This is a genomic window from Formivibrio sp. oc-25, assembly GCF_055810895.1.
Window position 1 is genome coordinate 177,741 of sequence record NZ_JBVVOL010000003.1, and the last position, 19,496, is coordinate 197,236.

General features: G+C 58.8%; 17 protein-coding genes. 9 read left to right on the plus strand and 8 right to left on the minus strand.

What is annotated here, in order from left to right; all coding sequences use genetic code 11:
* Positions 1-32: 32 nt before the first annotated feature.
* Positions 33-1,298, plus strand: coding sequence for a DUF1615 domain-containing protein (locus AC0KVQ_RS03335; RefSeq protein ID WP_473419701.1), 1,266 nt, complete (start codon positions 33-35; stop codon positions 1,296-1,298).
* 218 nt (positions 1,299-1,516) lie between these two features.
* Here AC0KVQ_RS03335 and AC0KVQ_RS03340 read toward each other — a convergent pair whose 3' ends face one another.
* Positions 1,517-2,569: a hypothetical protein gene (locus AC0KVQ_RS03340; protein ID WP_473419702.1), complete on the minus strand. Its 1,053-nt coding sequence runs from the start codon at positions 2,567-2,569 to the stop codon at positions 1,517-1,519.
* A 532-nt stretch (positions 2,570-3,101) separates the two neighbouring features.
* On the opposite strand from AC0KVQ_RS03340, the gene AC0KVQ_RS03345 reads away from it, so the two are divergent.
* The gene (locus tag AC0KVQ_RS03345) at positions 3,102-3,752 is read left to right on the plus strand and encodes a YiaD family glycine zipper/OmpA-like lipoprotein (protein ID WP_473419703.1); all 651 of its coding nucleotides are present in this window, start codon (positions 3,102-3,104) and stop codon (positions 3,750-3,752) included.
* A 440-nt stretch (positions 3,753-4,192) separates the two neighbouring features.
* Here the strand turns inward: AC0KVQ_RS03345 and rpoS are convergent, their stop codons facing one another.
* On the minus strand, positions 4,193-5,161 hold the full coding sequence (gene rpoS / locus AC0KVQ_RS03350; RefSeq protein WP_473419704.1) for an RNA polymerase sigma factor RpoS: 969 nt from the start codon (positions 5,159-5,161) through the stop codon (positions 4,193-4,195).
* A gap of 351 nt (positions 5,162-5,512) precedes the next feature.
* On the opposite strand from rpoS, the gene AC0KVQ_RS03355 reads away from it, so the two are divergent.
* Both AC0KVQ_RS03355 and AC0KVQ_RS03360 read left to right on the plus strand, forming a co-directional pair.
* On the plus strand, positions 5,513-8,257 hold the full coding sequence (locus AC0KVQ_RS03355; protein WP_473419705.1) for a PAS domain S-box protein: 2,745 nt from the start codon (positions 5,513-5,515) through the stop codon (positions 8,255-8,257).
* A complete protein-coding gene (locus AC0KVQ_RS03360; RefSeq protein WP_473419706.1) occupies positions 8,254-8,868 on the plus strand; it encodes a response regulator transcription factor in 615 nt (204 codons plus the stop codon). The genes AC0KVQ_RS03355 and AC0KVQ_RS03360 overlap by 4 nt, the downstream gene beginning before the upstream one ends.
* Before the next feature lie 66 nt (positions 8,869-8,934).
* Here the strand turns inward: AC0KVQ_RS03360 and AC0KVQ_RS03365 are convergent, their stop codons facing one another.
* The 3 genes from AC0KVQ_RS03365 to AC0KVQ_RS03375 all read right to left on the minus strand — a co-directional run bounded on the left by AC0KVQ_RS03365 (position 8,935) and on the right by AC0KVQ_RS03375 (position 10,389).
* On the minus strand, positions 8,935-9,708 hold the full coding sequence (locus tag AC0KVQ_RS03365) for a DUF3750 domain-containing protein (RefSeq protein WP_473419707.1): 774 nt from the start codon (positions 9,706-9,708) through the stop codon (positions 8,935-8,937).
* 73 nt (positions 9,709-9,781) lie between these two features.
* Positions 9,782-10,162, minus strand: coding sequence for a CZB domain-containing protein (locus tag AC0KVQ_RS03370; RefSeq protein WP_473419708.1), 381 nt, complete (start codon positions 10,160-10,162; stop codon positions 9,782-9,784).
* 11 nt (positions 10,163-10,173) lie between these two features.
* Positions 10,174-10,389 (minus strand): hypothetical protein, encoded by a 216-nt coding sequence (locus tag AC0KVQ_RS03375; protein WP_473419709.1) that lies wholly within the window; start codon positions 10,387-10,389, stop codon positions 10,174-10,176.
* Positions 10,390-10,651: 262 nt separating this feature from the next.
* On the opposite strand from AC0KVQ_RS03375, the gene AC0KVQ_RS03380 reads away from it, so the two are divergent.
* The 3 genes from AC0KVQ_RS03380 (at position 10,652) to AC0KVQ_RS03390 (ending at position 12,125) form a co-directional block, all read left to right on the plus strand.
* A complete protein-coding gene (locus AC0KVQ_RS03380; RefSeq protein WP_473419710.1) occupies positions 10,652-11,026 on the plus strand; it encodes a hypothetical protein in 375 nt (124 codons plus the stop codon).
* A gap of 13 nt (positions 11,027-11,039) precedes the next feature.
* The gene (locus tag AC0KVQ_RS03385; RefSeq protein ID WP_473419711.1) at positions 11,040-11,567 is read left to right on the plus strand and encodes a YMGG-like glycine zipper-containing protein; all 528 of its coding nucleotides are present in this window, start codon (positions 11,040-11,042) and stop codon (positions 11,565-11,567) included.
* 141 nt (positions 11,568-11,708) lie between these two features.
* Positions 11,709-12,125 carry a hypothetical protein gene (locus AC0KVQ_RS03390; RefSeq protein ID WP_473419712.1) on the plus strand — a complete coding sequence of 139 codons (417 nt, stop codon included), beginning with the start codon at positions 11,709-11,711 and terminating at the stop codon, positions 12,123-12,125.
* Positions 12,126-12,291: 166 nt separating this feature from the next.
* Here the strand turns inward: AC0KVQ_RS03390 and fusA are convergent, their stop codons facing one another.
* Positions 12,292-14,343 (minus strand): elongation factor G, encoded by a 2,052-nt coding sequence (gene fusA, locus AC0KVQ_RS03395; RefSeq protein ID WP_473419713.1) that lies wholly within the window; start codon positions 14,341-14,343, stop codon positions 12,292-12,294.
* A gap of 174 nt (positions 14,344-14,517) precedes the next feature.
* Between fusA and AC0KVQ_RS03400 the strand changes: the two genes are divergently transcribed.
* Together AC0KVQ_RS03400 and AC0KVQ_RS03405 are read left to right on the plus strand one after the other, a co-directional pair.
* Positions 14,518-15,333, plus strand: a complete 816-nt coding sequence (locus AC0KVQ_RS03400; RefSeq protein ID WP_473419714.1) for an EamA family transporter — start codon at positions 14,518-14,520, stop codon at positions 15,331-15,333.
* Between the two features lie 91 nt (positions 15,334-15,424).
* Positions 15,425-16,687, plus strand: a complete 1,263-nt coding sequence (locus AC0KVQ_RS03405; RefSeq protein WP_473419715.1) for an MgtC/SapB family protein — start codon at positions 15,425-15,427, stop codon at positions 16,685-16,687.
* Here the strand turns inward: AC0KVQ_RS03405 and AC0KVQ_RS03410 are convergent.
* Positions 16,669-17,931, minus strand: coding sequence for a peptidoglycan DD-metalloendopeptidase family protein (locus AC0KVQ_RS03410; RefSeq protein ID WP_473419716.1), 1,263 nt, complete (start codon positions 17,929-17,931; stop codon positions 16,669-16,671). The two genes, AC0KVQ_RS03405 and AC0KVQ_RS03410, sit on opposite strands and share 19 nt — an antisense overlap.
* A gap of 473 nt (positions 17,932-18,404) precedes the next feature.
* Positions 18,405-19,493 (minus strand): lytic murein transglycosylase B, encoded by a 1,089-nt coding sequence (gene mltB / locus AC0KVQ_RS03415; protein ID WP_473419717.1) that lies wholly within the window; start codon positions 19,491-19,493, stop codon positions 18,405-18,407.
* Positions 19,494-19,496: the final 3 nt, after the last annotated feature.

A 19,496-nucleotide genomic window follows, 5' to 3' on the forward strand; every position in this document is an offset into this window, starting at 1 on the left:
GCCCAGCCTGATTCCTGCAATTCCCCGATGCCATGACGTTTGAATCCCGTACCTTGTGTTTGCTGGCGGCAGTCGCTTTGTCCGCGTGTGCCACGCCTTCGACCCCCGCTCCAATCGTGAGCCTTGCCGAACCCGCAGCATCGCAACCTGTTGCTGCTTCGCAGCCCGCAGCGGTGGTGGCTGTGCCTGTGCTGCCGCCTCCGGTGGTGATGTCACCCCAGCCGGCGATTGCCTTAGCACCGAGCCCGGTACCGGTGGCACCGCCGCCAGTACTGGCACCTGCGGTGGATGGGCGGGTTTTGCTCGATAAACTGCTGCCGCAGAAGATAGCCGATCGCGCCGGCTGGGCCACGGATATCCATACGGCGTTCAGCGCCTTGCAGATTCCGCAAACCCCGGAATACTTCTGTGCCGCACTCGCCGTGATCGAGCAGGAATCGACCTGGCAGGGCGATCCAGCCGTGCCGGGCTTGGGCGATATCGTCTGGAAGGAAATCGGTGCGCGTGCCGGCAAGTACCATATTCCGCTGTTTACGGTGAAGGCCGCGCTGATGGTGCCGTCGATCGACGGGCGCAGCTACAAGGCGCGTATCGATGCCTTGCGTACCGAGCGCGAAATGAACGAACTGTTTGAGGCAATCGTCAAGGATTCGCCCGATCTGGCCAAGCGTTTCGGCATCACCAATCCCATCCGCACCGGCGGGCCGATGCAGGTCAGCATCGAGTTTGCACTCGCGCATACCAAGGTCTGGGAATATCCGTATCCCATCAAGCACAGCATTCGCGACGAAGTGTTCACGCGCCGGGGCGGCACATATTTCGGCATTGCGCACTTGTTGCAGTACCGGGCGCCGTATCAGGACATGCGTTACCGCTTTGCCGATTTCAACGCCGGCCGCTATAGCAGCCGCAATGCCGCTTTCCAGTTGGCGCTGGCCAAACTGACCAAGACCAAGCTGGTACCCGATGGCGATCTGCTTATCTACCGCGACGGACGCCCGAGCGGCACGCGCAGCAGCACCGAAAAAGCCTTGTTGGCCATCGCGGGAAAACTGGGAATGAGCGCGCAGGAAATTGCCGCTGATCTGGCGCGTGAAAAGACCTCCGGCTTTGCCGATACCCGGCTTTACCAGCGTGTATTTACCCTCGCAGACCAGCAGGCCGGGCGCAAGGTCAGCCGCGAAGCCATGCCGCAAATCCGTCTGCAAAGCTCGAAAATCACACGCAAGCTGACAACCGGCTGGTTCGCCGACCGGGTCAATTGGCGTTATCAGACCTGCCTGGCCAGAGCCAGGTAAAGATCGTTTACGAGCTTCCTCCCTCTCCCCAACCCTTGGTGATCGGGTCAAAAATCTCCTCTCGCCCGAGTGCGGGAGAGGGGCTTGGGGAGAGGGCGTTCGATGGCGCATGTCAAAACAAACAAGGGGATGGCTGGGCCATCCCCTTGTTTCACCTTCAGCATGAATGGATACCGGCCTTCGTTGGTATGACGCGCATATCTACACAGGCCTGATCGCTAATCGCGCCGGCGTGGTTCGTCATCCGGGCGACGCTGCTCGCGCCATTCCTCCTGCCGCTGGCTGCGCTCCCGTTGTGGCAGGGTTTCCGGTGGGCGGCGCTGCGCCGGCATGTCCGCACGTTCGCGCTCGCGTTCACGCTGTTCGATGCGTGGTGCCGATTGCCCGCGTGGCTCGCCGGGTACGACTTGTGGCATCGGTCCGCGTGGTTGCGGGGCGTTCAGACGTTCCCGGTTATCAGCACCAGGCCGATCGTCACGTTGCCGCCGTGGCTCGTCAGGTACGACTTGCGGCATCGGTCCGCGTGGTTGCGGAGCGTTCATGCGATCGCGATCATCCATGCCGGGCCGATCGTCGCGTTGCGGTTGTGGGCGCGGCATGGACTGTGGCACCGGTTGCGCCGGGCGTCGCCATTCATCGGGCCGTTCCTGGCGTGGGGATTCCTGCCTTTCCGGTCTGAACTGGCGCGGCGTGTCATCGCGTGGCTGATAGCGATATCGGTCTGAGCGGATCCGCTCCTGCCTTTGCACGTCACCAGGGTAGCGCTTGCCGGAGTAGTTGCGCTGGTAATCGGGCAGCGGGGCCGGGCGCGGTGCATAGCGCCGATCCCAGCGATCCCAATCGCGATGGCGATCTTCCCAATCCCGTCCCCAGCGATCACCCCAGCGCGGTGGAGCATCGGGGCGCCAACCGTAAAAGTAGGTGGGTGGGCGGCGGTAGTAACGCACCGGAATGCGCAGGACAAACCATGGTACGTATTCGGGTTCAACCCAACGCCAAGGGCCGTTGTACCAGCCGCTGACGTACCAGTGATCGTTGTGGAATACCCAGTACCAGCCATCATAGAAGAAGTAGTTAAGGTGCAGATTCGGTGCGTAATACACCGGATAGCCGCGAATCAGCGCCAACCTGGGGTAGATCGGTACATGGAAACCGAGATTGATGCCGATGCTGACATCAATATCCGCCCGTGCCGGAGGCGCAGGGGCAAACAGCAGTGACAGGGCCGCGCACATGCTGCTGAGCAGGGTTTTGGTGGTTAGGGTTTTCATGGCGGTTCCTCCTTCGGGCACCTCGAAATGTTTTGAGCAACCCAGGTGTGTGTTACGCAGCATGAATGTGCTGCTGGTCGTATTAACGCGCAGCCTATCAGGGCGGATGACATGTGGCTGTGAGGCCTGCCGCAGCATGTGAAGTGGATCACACGAGCAATGCTGGGAGACGACGAAAATAGGCACTGTGTATTTTGAGTATGACCAGTCAAACAGGCATTGCTCATGGCTATTGAGGCAAACAGCTGATTTGCGGCAGGGCACCGCGAAAAACTCCGATTTCGTCGCGATACTGCGTTGCTCAAGAAAAATTGCTCCTTACGTATCAGATATATGCTGCGTCGCAATTTTTCTTTCGCGCCTTGTCTCGCTTAGAACTCGAAGTTTTTCGAAGTGCCCAGTATTCAGAACTTGGCCTTTCGGCAGCCCAATCCCCAATTTCTGGCACTGAATTTCTCTGCACGGTTCTAAACAGAAGAATCTCGCCTGAGAACGGGTTCAAAAAAACGCATCCTTCAGAAGGAGTACAAACATGAAACTAGCCATTCTTCTTGCATCAATCACCGCAGTGGTTCTCACCGGCTGTGAAACCAACCCCTATACCGGCGAGCATCGCAAGGCGGCCACCGGTGCCACCATCGGGGCCGGTTCCGGCGCATTGCTGGGCGGCATCGTGGCGGGCAGTGGTGATCGCACCAAGGGCGCGGTACTGGGCGCGTTGATCGGAGCTACCGTCGGTGGTGTTGTCGGCAACCAGATGGACAAGCAGGAAGCGGAATTACGCCGTTCGATGGAAGGCACCGGTGTGGAAGTGCAGCGTGAAGGCGACACCTTGCGCCTGCAGGCACCTTCCAATATCACGTTTGCGACCAATCGCTCGGATGTCCGCACCGAATTCATGCCGGTGCTGGATCAGCTGGCCGGCAGCATCAACCAGTATCCGGGAACCGTGGTACGGGTGGAGGGGCATACCGATTCAGTGGGAACCGCCACGTATAACCAGACCCTTTCGGAAAACCGCGCGCAGAGCGTGCGCAGTTACCTGATCCAGCGTGGCGTGGCGCCTAACCGGGTCGAGGCGGTTGGTTATGGCCTGACGCGGCCGGTGGCGGACAATGCCACGGCCGATGGACGTGCGCGTAACCGGCGGGTCGAAGTGCTGATCGTTCCGGTTGCACAGTAGGCCCTGTTTGCGAAGCAATGCCTCCCCTAGGCTCTGTTGACGTTTGATTGTTTTTTACGCAAGCCCGCCAACTTGCCGGGGCGAGAAGCCAAGCGCAAGCAATACTGGTGTATTGCGAGCATTGGCGACAAAGCATTTGGCAAGATTGGCGGACTTGCCCTTCGGGCGGCGGGGTCTTTTGCTCCATTACGGCGTTATTTCCCACTTGCGGTACCCGTACCGCGGCCTGGGAAATGCCTTGTACTGGAGCAAAATACCCCGGCCGCGTAAAAATTAATCAAATGTCAACAGAGCCTAGCTCCTGGCGGGCGAGGGGAGTGCTTGGATATCCACCGACTTTGCGTCCTCGCCCGCACGCGGGAGAGGGGTGGTGAGAGGAAAAAACGGCCCGATCTTACGTCGGGCCGTTTGGGTTACTACTTGGCTACAGCAGTTGCGGCTCAATACATCACATCGCGGGTCACGCCGTAGCGGCGCAGGATGCGGCGCAATTGATCCAGTGCTTCGATCTGGATCTGGCGCACGCGTTCGCGGGTCAGGTTCAGGTTGGCTGCCAGGTCTTCCAGCGTGCTGACTTCATAGCCGTTCAGGCCATAACGGTGCTCGATCACGGTACGCTGCTTATCGTTGAGCTGGCGGGTCCATTCATGGACATAGCGTTCGATCTCGGCATTTTGCAAGGTGATTTCCGGTGCTTCGCACTGTTCATCCGGAATCGATTCGCCGATGGTCAGCATGGGGTCGATATCCAGCGGCGCATCCAGTGATGCCATGCGCTCGTTCAGGTGCATGACCCGGCGCACATCTTCGGCATCCTTGCCCAGGAAATGCGCGATATCTTCCAGCGAAGGTTCCGCGCCCGAGGTGATTTCCAGATGGCGTTGCGTGCGCAGATAAACGTTCAGTTCCTTCACCACATGCACCGGCAGGCGGATGGTGCGCGACTGGTTCATGATCGCACGCTCGATGCTCTGGCGAATCCACCAGGTGGCGTAGGTGGAAAAACGGAAACCACGTTCCGGATCGAATTTCTCCAGCGCATGGATCAGGCCGATATTGCCTTCCTCGATCAGGTCGAGCAGGGTCAGGCCGCGATTCAGGTAATGCTTGGCAATATTGACGACCAGACGCAGATTGCGCTCGATCATTTCCTGTCTGGCCGCGAAGTCTCCCTGAACAACCCGGCGCGCCAGGGTGCGTTCTTCTTCGGGCTTGAGCAGCGCACTCATGCCGATTTCGTTGAGGTAGATCTGCGTGACATCACCGGTTGAATCGCCGGTGTAGGAGAAGTCTGCTTCCGGCAGCGAGGCGTCACCATCCCTATCCTCATCAGCGCTGGTTTCGTCCAGTTCGATCTCGCTGTCGTCTTCGAGATATTCGTCATCCAGCCTTTCGGTCTGATCATTCATGATTGGCCTGCCCTCCTGATAGGTTGTTTTTGTGCCATGGCCGCTTGCTGGTCAAAGCAGCCTCCCTTTTTTATTTGTGGCGTGCTCCTCTGGAAGTCCAATGACGTGAAACGCAGCCATGCCGTATCCCATGCGAAAAAATGTGTACCTATATCGCTATTGCTTACGACCAAGCTTTCCTGAGAAATTTAGGCAGTGCCGTGCCTGCTGGGAATACGTGCGGACACGTATGGCCGGGCTATAGTGAGAATGCATAAATGTCGAATGCCAAATTTGGATGTATGCACAAGGGATGGTTTTCCTGCTTGCTTGCCATATATATTTCCCTTTGAACAGTTTTTGGGTTGACGCATGAACACAACGTGGCCCTATCGCAAGATGGACCTCTTCTGGCTGGGATCGACAGCGCTTGTCTATGCCCTGCTTGAGAAGACCATTCTCAACCTGTATGCAACGCATTCACTCCTGACGATCTTCTGGCCCGGAACCGGCCTGGCGCTGGCCTTGCTGCTGCTCGGTGGAAAAAAATTCTGGCCAGCCATCTTCCTGGGCGCTTTGCTGGGCGGGGTATGGTCTGGCCAGGCCGTGGATATGGCCATTACGGTTTCGCTGGTAAGAACCCTGGAAGTGCTGCTCGGGTCGTGGTTGCTGAACCGTCAGCGTACCTTTGATTGCTCGCTTGCCTCCTTGTCGGATCTGTACCGCTTGACCTGGCTGGCCGGCACGCTGAGCACGGCCATCGGTGCTGCGGCCGGCTTGTGCGTGCTGTTGCTGCTGGGCAATGTGGCGCTGCATCTGGCTTTTATCGAATTCGTGCTGTGGTGGATGGCCGATCTGGTCGGCATCCTGATCATGACTCCGCTGATTCTGTCATGGCGAACACCGTCTCGCCTGCGGGTGGTGCGCAGCCTGGAGATGGGGCTGCTGCTGGGTGTGGCTTTTCTGGTCGGGCAGATTGTTTTCCTCGACTGGTTCCGCGACACCTTCACCTTCATCAATCGCGGCTATTGGTTGTATCCGCTGGTATGCTGGGCGGCCATTCGCTTTGGCTTGTTTGGCGTGCAGCTGGTGATGTTGCTGACCTCGGTGCAGGCGTTGATCGGCGCGGCGCTGGGGATTGGCACGTACGGCTATTCACTTTCAAGCACACAGATATTCAATTTCTGGGCACATACCACCATCCTGACGCTGATCGGCATGGCCTTGGCCATCGTGCTGGCCGAGCGCGAACGCATCAATCGCGAACGGCAGACCAGCGAAGACCGTTTCCTGTCGCTGTTCGAGAACATGCTGGATGGCTATGCCCATTGCCGCTTGATCTTCGAGGGAGACAAGCCGGTCGATTACGAATTCATCACGGTGAATCCATCGTTCGAGCGGGTAACCGGGCTGCAAAATGTAGCCGGACGCAGAATCTGCGAGGTGGTGCCGGGCTATGCGCAAGCCAATCCGGATTCGCTGCGGGCCTTTGCCGATGTGGTGCAGAGCGGCGTCGCCATGCGTTGGGAACACTATTTTTCAACCACGGATCGCTGGTTTGCTTTTGCAGTCTACCGGCCAGCCCCCGGTGAATTCATCTGCATCATCGAAAACATTACTGCGCGCAAACAAGCTGATACGGAATTGCGCAAATTGTCGCAGGCGGTGATGCAAAGCCCGGTCAGCGTCGTGATTACCGATCTGCAGGGGCGTATCCAGTATGTCAACCCGGCTTTCTGCCAGGTTTCCGGCTACCAATCCGATGAAGTGCTCAACCAGAATCCGCGCGTGTTGAAATCGGGCCGAACCCCACCGCAAACGTATGACGCGCTGTGGGCTACGCTTAGCGCCGGGCAGGTCTGGCGCGGCGAGTTCATCAACCGTACCAAGGATGGCCGCGAATTCATCGAAGACGCCACCATTGCCCCGCTGCGCCAGATCGATGGCCAGATCACGCATTACATCGGCATCAAATCTGATGTGACCGAACTGAAGCATGCCATGGAGCAATTGCGTTCCAGTGAAGCCCGCTTCCAGTTGGCGAGAAATGCTGCCGGACTAGGACTGTACGATCATGACCTGATCAAGCGTACTTTGGTGGGTGATGAACGGATTCACGAATTCTGGGGTGTTGGAACGACAGAATCCTTGTCGGTAGCGCAATTGCTCGAGGGGGTGCATCCAGCAGATCGCAACTCCGTACTTGTGTCGATAGATCGTGCCTATGATCCTGCCAGTGATGGCAAGTTTGTACGGGAGTTTCGTGTTGTTCATGCTGTAGATGGCACAGTACGTTTCCTGCGGGCGAATGGCCAAGTGTTTTTCGAGAATGGCATTCCGATTCGCGCCATCGGTGTTGCCCAGGATATAACGGCGCAGAAGCATCTGGAGAAGGAAATCGAAGCCCAACGTCACGAGATGGAAAGCTTCGTCAATCAGCAGATCGCCGCGCAGACTGCTGCGGCCATCGCGCATGAACTCAACCAGCCGCTGGTGGCGATTTCTGCCTATAGCGAAGCGGCATTGCGCATGTTGCAGCAAGGTGTGCAGAAACCGGAAAAACTGTCGCGCGCACTGGAAGGCGCCATGGCGCAATCGCAGCGGGCCGGGCAAACGCTGAATGAACTGCTGAATTTCCTGCACCAGAACCGGGTGGATGTAGAAGCTGTCGATATCCACGAGATCATCCATGGCGCACTGGCCATCGCCCAGGACAACCGCTTTGGGCGTTTCCGTACTGAAGTGGAACTGGAACCCGATATGCCGCTGGTACAGGTGAATCGCTTGCAACTGCAGAAAGTGCTGGTAAACCTGTTCCATAATGGAATCGAAGCCATGCATGGCGCGGGCGTGCCGGTTCCGTCCATCACCATCAAGGTCAAGACAGCCGCAGAGAGCAACATGGCGCAGATTACGGTGCAGGATTGCGGCCCCGGTCTTGATACGGAAACCGCACACCGGATTTTCGATCCGTTTTTCAGCACCAAATCGGAAGGTCTTGGCCTGGGCCTGGCGATCAGCCGGGCGCTGATCGAGGCCAATGGCGGACAGTTATGGGCTGAGGTAAACAGCAGCCCTGGCGCAACATTTCATATCGCTTTACCCTTTGCATCATGAACGCACAAGCCACTATCTACATCGTGGATGACGATGCTGCCGTGCGGGATGCGCTGACGCTCCTGCTCGAACAGGAAGATTTCACGGTACAGGCCTTTGACAGCGCGGAAGCATTCCTGGCGTCCGTGCAGCCCGTTGCGCGCAGTTGCGCCATTGTGGACGTGCGCATGTCGGGCATGGATGGGCTGCAGTTGCAGACAACACTGGCCAGAAAAGGCGTGCTGCTGCCGGTGATCCTGCTGACCGGCCATGGCACGATTCCGATGAGCGTGCAGGCGATCAAGTCCGGTGCGGCCGATTTTCTGACCAAGCCAATCAGTGCTGCACATCTGCTCGTCAGTATCCGGGCGGCGCTGAAGGAAAGCGAAAAGCTGTTTGCGCAAGCCCAGGAAAATCATCACGCCGGGCAATGCCTGGCCGGCCTGACCGAGCGCGAGCGCGAAGTGCTGATGCTGGCAGTCGAGGCCATGCCCAACAAGGAAATTGCGCGCCAGCTCGGTATCAGCCACCGCACCGTTGAAATCCACAAGGCGCACATCATGGAAAAGACCGGTGCGACTTCCCTGCTGGATCTGGTGCGTATCGCCAAGGCCGGCGGATTGGGCCACTGAACCTGAGTTTCAAAGTGTTCACCGCGCTCCGTTCGGCGACAACGTTGGAATTTTTCGAAGAGCCTTTCAGCGCTGGGTGACGGTGGCATCCTCAACGCCAACCCGTCCGATAAAGGGCAGGCGCAGGCCGGGGCGGTTGAAATCGAGACCAAAATTCAGGCCGAGCAAGTTGAATTCGATACCTTCCTCCAGTCCGATACTTAGCCCGAGCAAACCCAGCAGTGATGCCTGCAGGCCATGGCCGGACGGTGACATCCCCAGCGGTTGGCCCAGCGGGCGGTAGTCCTTGCCGATGGCATTCGCGGGCAAATCGAGCTGCAAGCCGGGCACCTCGCGCCCGATGTGTGCCAGGAAGGTGTTGCTGTTGGGGCCGGGATAACTACGGTAGACATGCGCATACGGGTAGGTGCTGATGGCGTGCTCGATCTGGTCGATCATGGCATCAACGCCTTGGCCGCGATGATCGACCAGCAACTGTGGCATTGCGCCGTACCAAAGCCCGTCCGGCAGCGCATAGTCGCGCTGCACGACATCCGGGCTACGCCAGCCCACCACGTCATAACGGGTAAAGCTGGTGCTGCCCGCTTTCTTGTAAATGATCCATGGATGCACGGCAAACAGGCCGCGCCAGCCGTAGGTGGGTGCGGCATAGACCTGAACGATGGCGGTATTGGCCGCAGCGACCGGATCAGGTGCGATACCGGCCGAATGTCGCGGGGCCGTGCGCCAGCTCTGATTTTCAAGCCCATCGTCCGTCCGCACCGCATCGGCCAGGCTGAGACCGAATGACAGTACCAGCATGCCAATGAAAACGAGCGACAGGCGATTGATGCATTTCATGCCGGATATTCCTTGTGGATTTTCAGTTATATCAGGCAGTGTCAGCAGGATATAAGTTCCTGCAGGGCAGGCTTCATGAAACGCGATCCAGCGGAGGAAGCTCGGCGGCAAGCGCATCGAGTGCCTGATCAATCGCTTGCGAACAGGCCTTCAGCTCGTCGCTCAGCATACGGTTGGTCTGCTGTGCGTGCTGACGCTGGCAGGCGAGCACATGTTCGCTGGCAAGCTGATGAAAGCGGTTATGCGCTGCATCCAGTTGCGAGAACGCAGGCATTCGTTTGATGTGGTCTGGCATCAGCCTCAGCCAGCGGCCGAGCTTGCAGGCGCCAGCATCCGCAATCAGGTCTGCATCCAGATGGGCACAGGCATCGGCCTGATCGATGTGAACCTTGTCGAGCGCCGACAGGTATACGTGGTGCCAGAGCTTGGCGAATTCCAGAGAACGTAGTGGCAAGATCGGTCCGCCTATTCATCGTGTTCCATATTGAATCCCGCACGGATGATCTTGAATCCATAGCGCGCCTGTAATTCCGGATTGGCCAGGGTATCGAGTGCGGCTTGCGTGCGTTCCTGGCTCAGATTGTCGCCATTGCTGGCGATCTGTCGGTTGATCTGGCTCATGAGGGCGAGGGCCTCATCGCACTGGCTGGTGCAGGTCACGCTGTGAATGGCAAGTTCCATGATGTGTTCTCCTTGATCCGGTTTCTGGTTTGCAAGTTGTGCAGCGTTGTTGGTCCGGGTTACCCCTTGTTTCAATATGGAATATTTCCGCCGGGATTGCATCAGGCATGTGGATGGGCGGGCAGAGTGCTGATGTTGCCGTGACCATTTGGCGCCGGATAAGCGGATTTGCCGTTATCCCTCCTGGGAAAACGGCATAGACATAAAACAGGGCAGGTACAAAGCGCTGCGTACTGCAGCATGCCGTCGGCGAGGAGGTCGCATGAACAAGATCAAATCCTATCTGGGCGTGATGTTATTGGCCGGGCTGATGCTGAGTTCGCCGGCAGGGGCTGATCGCGTGCGTGGTCATGTTGGCGTAGGCGTTTACCTGGGCGGGCCGACTCTGCGTTGGGTTTACCCCTATCCCTATTATCCGTATCCCTATAATCCGTATTACCCACCACTGATGATGGCGCCCGCTTCACCGCCGGTATACATCGAGCGGGGTGCGCCAGATCAGGCTGAGCAGCCAGAGGATGCTGGACCGCCGTTCTATTGGTATCACTGCGACAAGCCGGAAGGCTTTTATCCGTATGTGCGGGAATGTCCGGGCGGTTGGCAACCGGTAGAGCCGACGCCGCCATCATCGCGGTAGAAGGGGGTGGAGTATGCGAACAAATCTGAAACGGGCGGCGCTGATCCTGCCCTTGCTGCTGGGCGCCTGTGCCGTGGTACCGTCCGGCCCCAGCGCCATGGCGCTGCCAGGAACCGGCAAGAATTTTGATCAGTTTCGGGCTGATGACGTGAATTGTCGCCAGTATGCCAAAGCACAATTGGGCGGCGTTACCGCCAGGGAAGCCGCCGACGAGAGCATGGTACGCAGCGCCACCGTGGGTACGGTTCTGGGTGCTGCAGTCGGTGCTGCAGCAGGTGGCAGTCGGGGCGCTGGCGTGGGGGCCGCCACCGGCCTGGTCATGGGCACTGCAGCCGGGGCGGATGAATCTCGCTATTCGGCCTACGAAGCACAGCGCCGCTATGATCATGCCTATCTGCAATGCATGTATGCCAAGGGGCATCGCGTACCGGTTTCCGGACACTTCGTTACCGAACCAGGGCAGGGTTACACCACGGATTCCGCGCCGCTGCTGTATCCGCCCCCGCCGCCACCCGGCTATCGATATCCGGGGATGCGCTGATCTGTTCGCCGCTTCTTTTCCGGAAAATCGAGGGCTTGCTCTGCAAGATCCTGCGGTTTTTGGAAGATGAACACCCGCTTTGCATCACGTCTGCCAGAGGTTTTAGGGATAATGACGTGATGGAAAATTCGGGCACGCGTCATGACAGACATTTCTTTTTCGACGGTTGAGGGGCGTTACGGCATTACGGCTGATGGCGATCTGGATGACCCATTCCAAGGGCGCAGCGCCAAGGATATTCTGATACTGAAACGCGACGGTACTTATTGGGTTTCTTTGGCGACAATCCGCGTTTCGGCTGATGGCGGTACGCCCTCGGCTGATTTGACGGGTACCTATACGGTTACAGGTGATGGCGTATTGGTGCTGACCAGCCAGGATTGGGGTGATTCAATGTTGGGTTATGTGCAGGAGAACGGGTCTATTGTGCTGGTCTCTAACGCAGAAGATCCCACAGCCCAAGCGCGTTGGCTGGCCAGAAGAATCGAGTGTATCTGGCCAAATTGCCGCCTCTGCCGCGGGCATCGGTGGCATTACTGCGTGCGTGCATTCGGGTAGCTGGGCGGGATGCCATGATTTTCCATTGATCAGATGTGCATCCCGCCACGATAGCCCTTGATTTCCGTATCCGGTCAGTGTTGCAGGCAAGTGCTTGCTCCATGCCATCTGGCGCATTCAGTGTGAACCTGGTTCTGAAGGGCGCCAGTCAATATTGCATACGATTTCAGCCCTCACTGCCCGCGTGTGTGTAGTTGCGTGCCAGTTCGGTCTGAACTTCGTTCGGGGCAGGTTCATAACCGCCGGCTTCCATCACGAATTCACTCTCGCCGGCGCAAATGGCCTTGAGCCGGCTCTCGAAGCCATCCATTTCCGACATGGGCACTTTGGCGGAAATGATCATCGAACCTGCGCATGGGCTGTCGGTACTGGTGAGCCGGCCGCGCCGGGCCGAGAGTTCGCCGCTGACTTCGCCAAACAGGCTGTCGGCGACCTTGACCTGCAAATCCAGCATGGGTTCCAGCACTTGCGGCCGGGCCGCCAGAATCGCTTCGATCAGGGCATGCCGTGCGGCAGTGGAAAATGAGACTTCGTTGGAATCCACGGCATGGTGCTTGCCGTCGGTGATGACGACGCGCAGGTCATGCACCGGAAAACCGGCGTAGGCACCTTCTATCAGGGCCTGGCGAATACCTTTTTCCACCGCCGGCATGAAGTTCGATGGAATGGCACCACCCTTGACTTCATCACCCAGTTCCAGCCCCTTGCCGCGCTCAAGCGGTTCGACCCGCAGCGCTACCTCGCCGAACTGGCCGGCACCACCACTCTGCTTTTTGTGCCGGTAGCGCGCTTCGGCCACCAAGGTAATGGTTTCGTGGTACGGAATGGTGGGCGCTGCGGTATCGAGCTGCAGATTCCAGCGCGTGGCCAGTTCTTCCAGCACGATCTTCAGGTGCTGTTCACCCAAGCCGCGCACCACGGTGCGCCGCCCGCGCGGGTCATAGCTGACTTGCAGGCAGGGGTCTTCATCGCTCAGCCTGGCCAGCGCTTCGGCTAATTTCTGCTCGTCTGCAGGCTTCTTCGTGATCAGGGCCAGACCGTATACCGGCTGCGGATAGGCCTGTGGCTGCAGGTGGTAATAGTCTTCTTCATGCGAATCATGCAGCACCGCGTCGCGCTGGATTTCCTCGACGCGTGCCACCGCGCACAGGTCTCCGGGCACGCCAATGGCCGTTTCCGTGGTATTGCGCCCCTGCAGGCGCAAGAGATGGGCCACCTTGAACGGCTTGCGTCCATCGCCGATATAGAGCTGGGAACTGGGTGTCACCGTTCCCTGATGGATGCGGAACAGCCCCAGCTTGCCACGGTAAGGATCGTTGGCAACCTGGAAGACATGGCCGACGACATGCCTGTCCGGATCAAGCACCACTTCGACCGGTGCGGCGCTGGCGCCTTCGCCCTTGAGGAAAACCGGCGGATTGCCCTCGGTCGGATCGGGGGCGAGCTTGCCCAGAATATCCAGCAGTTCGCGAATGCCCGCACCCGTGCGAGCAGAAACAAAGCAGACTGGAATCAGATGACCCTCGCGCAGCGCCTGCTCAAACGGCGCATGCAATTGCTCGGGATCGAGCGCTTCGCCCTGTTCCAGGTAAAGCGCCATCATGTCCTCATCGAGTTCCACGATCTGGTCGATGATGGCATCGTGCGCGGTCTGCACATCGGAAAATGCCGTGGCGGTGTGCATATCCGGCGCGAAGAAACAGTCGATCACCTTGTCCTGGGTGGCCGCAGGCAGGTTGATGGGCAGGCATTCGCGGCCGAATTCGGCGCGGATGCTTTGCATCAATGCGGCGAAATCGACATTGGCGGCATCGATCTTGTTGACGATCAGCATGCGGCATTTGCCTTTGGCCGCGTTCATCATGCGCCGGGCGCCGCTTTCCACGCCGGCTGCCGCACTGATCACGATGGCGGCGGTTTCGACTGCCGGCAAGGTGGTCAGCGCCCGGCCGGCCAGATCCGGTAGCCCCGGGGTATCGAGCAGGTTGATCCAGTGCCCGGCCCATTCCAGGTGTACGAGGGTGGCATGCAGCGAATGCCCCAGGGTTTTTTCCTGCGGGTCGTAATCGGAAACGGTATCGCCGCGCTCGACACTACCGGCGGCGCCGATTTCACCCGCGGCGGCCAGCAGTGTTTCCACCAGCGTGGTTTTGCCACAGCCGGCATGACCAAGCAGACTCAAATTACGGATGGCGTGAACCGAACTCGGGGTCATCATTCTTCTCCCAGGCTTGTTGTAGTGAATTATGAATAACTACGCATCTCATCCGTATTGTAGGCAATCTGACTGCATTGCAAGCCGCATCGGGCATATCCGATAGAATGCTGTTTTGTCGCCAACCGGCTTGAAAGATCTGCTTTGAGTTTTCCGTTTAAACCTGTCGCAGCATTGATGGGATCACTGGTTTCCCTGTGCGTGGGCACCTCCTTTGCCAAAAGCCTGTTTCCGGCAGTGGGGCCGGAAGGCACCACCACCTACCGAATCGTATTTGCCATGCTGATGCTGATGGCGCTGTGGCGTCCCTGGCGCCAGCGCTGGATTTGGCAGGACATGTTGCCACTGGGCCTCTACGGGGTGACGCTCGGGGTGATGAACCTGTGTTTTTACAGCGCCCTCAAGACGATTCCGTTCGGGATTGCGATTGCCATTGAATTCACCGGCCCGCTGGCTGTGGCGATCTGGGGCTCGCGCAAGGTGAGCGATCTGCTCTGGATCGGCTTCGCCGTGGTCGGGCTGGGCCTGCTGCTGCCCTTGTCCGGTGCTGGCCAGACGATGGCGCTGGACCTGACCGGCATGGCGCTGGCCCTGGCTGCAGGCGTGTGCTGGGCGCTGTACATCATCTTTGGCCAGCGCGTATCGCATCGTTATGGCCATTGGGCAACACCCATGGGTCTGCTGGCTGCAGCAGTTGTGGTGGTACCGGTCGGGCTCAGCCAGGCGGGTGGCGCCTTGTTCGATAGCCACCTGCTGTTGTCCGGGCTGGCCGTCGCGCTATTGTCGAGCGCCATTCCGTATAGCCTGGAGATGTATGCGCTACGCCATTTGCCCAAACAGACTTTCAGCATTTTTCTGAGTCTGGAGCCGGCAGTCGGTGCGCTGGCCGGCTGGCTGGTGCTGGCGGAAAACCTCACCGCCCTGCAGATACTGGCCATTGCCTTCATCATTGCGGCCTCGGCGGGTAGTGCCTGGTCGGCCGGGCGCGCGTAACGCCGATTCGTGATTTGGCAGCCGATGCCCGCACGATCTAGGCTGAAACTGTACCGGCCGTCGTGTCCGATTCGACCAAAGGGGCATCATCATGACCGAAGAGCAAAAAGTCTTCTATCACCTGGGTGCTGCGCTGGCGATCGGGCTGTTGATCGGGGTGGAGCGTGGCTGGAAGGAGCGCACGGCCGAGGAAGGCAAGCGCATTGCCGGTGTGCGGACCTATGGCCTGATCGGCCTCTTGGGCGGCACACTGGCGCTCCTGGCCCATCACTTTGGAGCGCTGGCATTGGGACTTGGCTTTATCGGCGTAGCAGCGGCCATGACTGTAGTCTATGTGGTCAATCTGCGCCGTGACAACGATGTCGGCATTACCGGCCTGGTCAGCGCCATGTTGACTTTTGTACTTGGTGCATTGGCGGGGGTGGGGGAGGTGGCGGTTGCCGGTGCCTTCGGCGTGGTCATGGCTATCTTGCTGACCTACAAGACCGAGCTGCATAGTTTGGTCGGCGCGTTGGAGGCCGGCGAGTTGCAGGCCGGCATGAAACTGCTGCTGATTTCGGTAGTCCTGCTACCGATTCTTCCCAATCAGCGATACGGCCCATGGGGCGCGCTCAATCCCTACGCGATCTGGTGGATGGTCGTGCTGATCGCCACTATTTCTTTCGTTGGCTATTTCGCCGTCAAGATCGGCGGCGCGCGGCGCGGAACGGTCTTTACCGGCATTTTCGGTGGCCTGGCCTCGTCAACCGCTCTGACCTTGCATTTCTCCCGCATGTCGCGTGCCATGCCCGAAATGGCGCCGGTACTTGGCCTGGGTATCCTGCTGGCATGCGGAACCATGCTGCCACGCCTGCTGCTGATCTCGACATTGCTGAATCCGCAACTGCTCAAACCCTTGCTGCTGCCGATCATTGTCATGGCATTGCTGATTTATGTGCCGGCCTTGTTGTACTGGCACCAGCAGTCCGGGATCGAGGCAAAAAACACCGCCATGCTCAAAAACCCGCTGGAACTCAAGTTCGCACTGTTTTTTGCCAGCTTGCTGGCATTGGTGCTGCTGCTGGGGCGGGCGTTGCGTGATTGGTTCGGTGAAGCCGGCGTACTGGTGCTGGCCGGGGTATCGGGTATTGCCGATGCCGATGCCGCCACCTTGTCGCTGGCGCGCATGAGCTCGATTGATCTGGATGTGAAGATCGCCACGACCGGTATCGTACTGGCGGCGGCAGTCAACAGCCTGGCCAAGGCCACCATGGCCACCATGATCGGTGGCCGGGAAGTCGGGCTGCGCGTGGCCTTGCCTTTGCTGGCCAGCGCAGCCGCCGGTGTGGGGATTGTCTATGTGCTGCTGCGTTGAGTCTGGTTCTGCGTGGTTTGCAGAAGCGGTGCTTCCTGCTGCAAGCGCGCCAGCATTTTCTGGGCGTGTTGCGTGAAGGCGGTGCGTTGCGCCGGATCGATCGATTTGCCAGGCAGGAATTTCTCACCCAGCGGATTGACGAATGTATCGTTGTGCGACACGCGATAATCCAGATGCGGGCCGGTGGAAATGCCGGTTGAGCCGACATAACCGATGATCTGCTTCTGGTTCACGCTGCTACCGCTGCGCAGGCCGCTGGCAATGCGTGACAGGTGGTTGTAGTAGGTTTTGTAGCCGCCGCGATGCCTGAGCAATACCTGGATGCCGTTGCCGCCCTTGCGACCGGCAAATTCGACCACGCCGTCGGCCACGGCCCAGACCGGCGTGCCGGTTGGCGCAGCATAGTCGATGGCTAGATGCGGGCGCACGCCGCCGAGTACCGGGTGCGGGCGTCGGTAAGTGAAGCCCGAACTGATGCGCGAGAATTCCAGCGGTGAGCGCAGGAACAGCTTGTTGAGCGATTGTCCATCCGGATCGTAGTAGGCGAATTTATCCTTGTCCGGGAACCCGATCGCGGTCAGGGTCCGGCCATCGCTCAGGTACTGCGCGGCCAGAATGCGGCCTTGTTCCACGGCTTCACCGTTGGCATAGCGTGTTTCGATCAGCAGGCGGAAACGGTCGCCCGTTTGCGTATCCGCCGTGAAATCAAAGTCGGATTCAAAGATCCGTACGAAATCCAGCAGGCTTTGCGGCGAGATATTGCTCGCTTCGATCGCACTCCACAGCGAATCCTTCACTTCCCCCTGACGCACTTCGATGCGCACTTCCGGTTCGATCTCGATCCGGTCCGATTGCCAGCCGCCATCGTTATGGCTGACTTCATAACGTACCCAGGGGCTGGCGGCATAGGCCAGATTCACCAGTTGCCCATCCGGCGCATGCGCCAGTTCAAGCGTATCGCCGGGGCGGATCTTGCGCAGATTTGCGCCGGCCTTGCGCAGGGCGCTGACGATTTCATGGGCGATTGTCGACGGAATGTCATTTTTCAGCAGCGAGGACACGATGGTGTCATGTTTGCGGATTTCCAGCGTCGTGGTTTCCAGTGGCGCAGGTTGTGGCGTTGCCAGCGCATTTTTTGCCGGTTGTGCATGTCTGGCATGGGAGGACCACAGGTATCCGCCGAGCAATACGGCGGCAACAAGAACCGAAAGGATGAATGGCGGGGATAGAAGCAGACGTTTCATTGGTTGAAGCAATTCCATTACCGCGGGATTGTCGCGGAAAGATCCAGAAAACAACGCATGGGCACCGAAGGTATGGCGGCACATGGCAGACGTTGGTCGAGACCCCGTGGCTCGTGGCGTGCCTGCCCAGGCGTTTGCGCGAAGCAAATGGGAGGCCGGGAGGATGGAAAAGTTCCTGCGGATTGAAATGATAGGAAGTTTGCTGGACGTGAAAAAGCCCTGCTGCATGCAGCAGGGCTTTGCGTGAATTGGTACAAGGCTCTCGGACTCAGCCCTGTCAGAGTCATCCCGTTTGGGATGCGTGCAGGATAGCCATCAATCACTACAATTTGATGACACCAGGTGCTGTCGATGTTCGATTGTTTTTACGCAAGCCCGCCAACTTGCCGGGACGCCGTAGGTCGGGTTTTAACCCGACAGCACGGATCATTGTGTCGGGTTAAAACCCGACCTACGAAAGCCGAGCCTGCACATCAACGGTTCTTTTTCTTCGTCGTGTGTTTGGCTGCCACTTTTTTGCTGGCTTTCTTTTTGGCCTGGGCCTGGGTGGGTGCGGCCGGTTTGGCGGGTTCGATCGGGCCATTGGCCTTGGCGGTGCGGATCGCTTCGGCCAGTTCCAGCACCGCCGTGGCATAGAGCGTGCTCTTGTTGTAACGCGTGATGGCGTAGAAATTCTTGAAGCCAAGGAAATAGCGGGTATCGCCCGGTGCCATTTCCAGCGGGAACAGGATGGCCGGCTGCGCAGTATCGATGCTGCCGCTCAGGCTGACGCCTTTTGCCATCAGTTCGGCCACGCTGTAATGCAGATTGAATTTGTCGGCGACCAGCCCGTCGATTTCCTTGCCTTCGACCGTTACCGGCAGCATGGTGTCGCCCCCCGCCTGCCAGCCGTGCAGCGCCATATAGCTGGCTACGCTGGCCATCGCATCGGCCGGCGTATTCCAGATATCGTGGCGCCCATCGCCATCCCAGTCCACCGCATAGGCGCGAAACGATGACGGCATGAACTGCGGCCAGCCCATGGCACCGGCATAGGAACCCCTGAACGAGAGCGGATCCTGCTTTTCATCGCGCGCCAAGAGCAGGAATTCGGTCAGCTCCTTGCGGAAGAATTCCGCCCGGCGCGGGTAATCGAATGCGGTGGTGGCCAGCACGTCGAGCACGCGAAAACTGCCGGTATTGCGGCCGTACATCGTTTCGACATTCAGAATGGACACAATGATGGCCGGGTCGACCTGATAAGCCTGGCTGATTTCGTCCAGTACCTTTTCGTTGGCCAGCCAGAAGGCAGCGCCGGCATTGATCCGGCGCGGGTCGATATAGTTGCCACGGAATTCGTGCCAGGGCCGGCTGGTGGAGGGCCGATCGAAGATCTGCAGGATATGCGGTTTGGGCTCGATTTTGCTGAAGATCTCAACGAGCTGTGTCTCGTCAAAACCATGTTCGGTCGCGATCACGTTCAGGTAATCGCGTACTTCCGGCCGGGCGATCAGGGCTTCGTCGGCATGGGCGAACAGGCCGGTCAGTGCCAGCGCCAGGGTGGCAAGCGTTTTTTTCAGCATGGG

Bases quoted from the DNA above. Each gene is read 5' to 3' on its own strand.
- AC0KVQ_RS03335 (WP_473419701.1), top strand. From the start codon at position 33: ATGACGTTTGAATCCCGTACCTTGTGTTTGCTGGCGGCAGTCGCTTTG.
- AC0KVQ_RS03340 (WP_473419702.1), bottom strand. From the start codon at position 2,569: ATGAAAACCCTAACCACCAAAACCCTGCTCAGCAGCATGTGCGCGGCC.
- AC0KVQ_RS03345 (WP_473419703.1), top strand. From the start codon at position 3,102: ATGAAACTAGCCATTCTTCTTGCATCAATCACCGCAGTGGTTCTCACC.
- rpoS (WP_473419704.1), bottom strand. From the start codon at position 5,161: ATGAATGATCAGACCGAAAGGCTGGATGACGAATATCTCGAAGACGAC.
- AC0KVQ_RS03355 (WP_473419705.1), top strand. From the start codon at position 5,513: ATGAACACAACGTGGCCCTATCGCAAGATGGACCTCTTCTGGCTGGGA.
- AC0KVQ_RS03360 (WP_473419706.1), top strand. From the start codon at position 8,254: ATGAACGCACAAGCCACTATCTACATCGTGGATGACGATGCTGCCGTG.
- AC0KVQ_RS03365 (WP_473419707.1), bottom strand. From the start codon at position 9,708: ATGAAATGCATCAATCGCCTGTCGCTCGTTTTCATTGGCATGCTGGTA.
- AC0KVQ_RS03375 (WP_473419709.1), bottom strand. From the start codon at position 10,389: ATGGAACTTGCCATTCACAGCGTGACCTGCACCAGCCAGTGCGATGAG.
- AC0KVQ_RS03380 (WP_473419710.1), top strand. From the start codon at position 10,652: ATGAACAAGATCAAATCCTATCTGGGCGTGATGTTATTGGCCGGGCTG.
- AC0KVQ_RS03385 (WP_473419711.1), top strand. From the start codon at position 11,040: ATGCGAACAAATCTGAAACGGGCGGCGCTGATCCTGCCCTTGCTGCTG.
- AC0KVQ_RS03390 (WP_473419712.1), top strand. From the start codon at position 11,709: ATGACAGACATTTCTTTTTCGACGGTTGAGGGGCGTTACGGCATTACG.
- fusA (WP_473419713.1), bottom strand. From the start codon at position 14,343: ATGATGACCCCGAGTTCGGTTCACGCCATCCGTAATTTGAGTCTGCTT.
- AC0KVQ_RS03400 (WP_473419714.1), top strand. From the start codon at position 14,518: ATGGGATCACTGGTTTCCCTGTGCGTGGGCACCTCCTTTGCCAAAAGC.
- AC0KVQ_RS03405 (WP_473419715.1), top strand. From the start codon at position 15,425: ATGACCGAAGAGCAAAAAGTCTTCTATCACCTGGGTGCTGCGCTGGCG.
- AC0KVQ_RS03410 (WP_473419716.1), bottom strand. From the start codon at position 17,931: ATGAAACGTCTGCTTCTATCCCCGCCATTCATCCTTTCGGTTCTTGTT.
- mltB (WP_473419717.1), bottom strand. From the start codon at position 19,493: ATGCTGAAAAAAACGCTTGCCACCCTGGCGCTGGCACTGACCGGCCTG.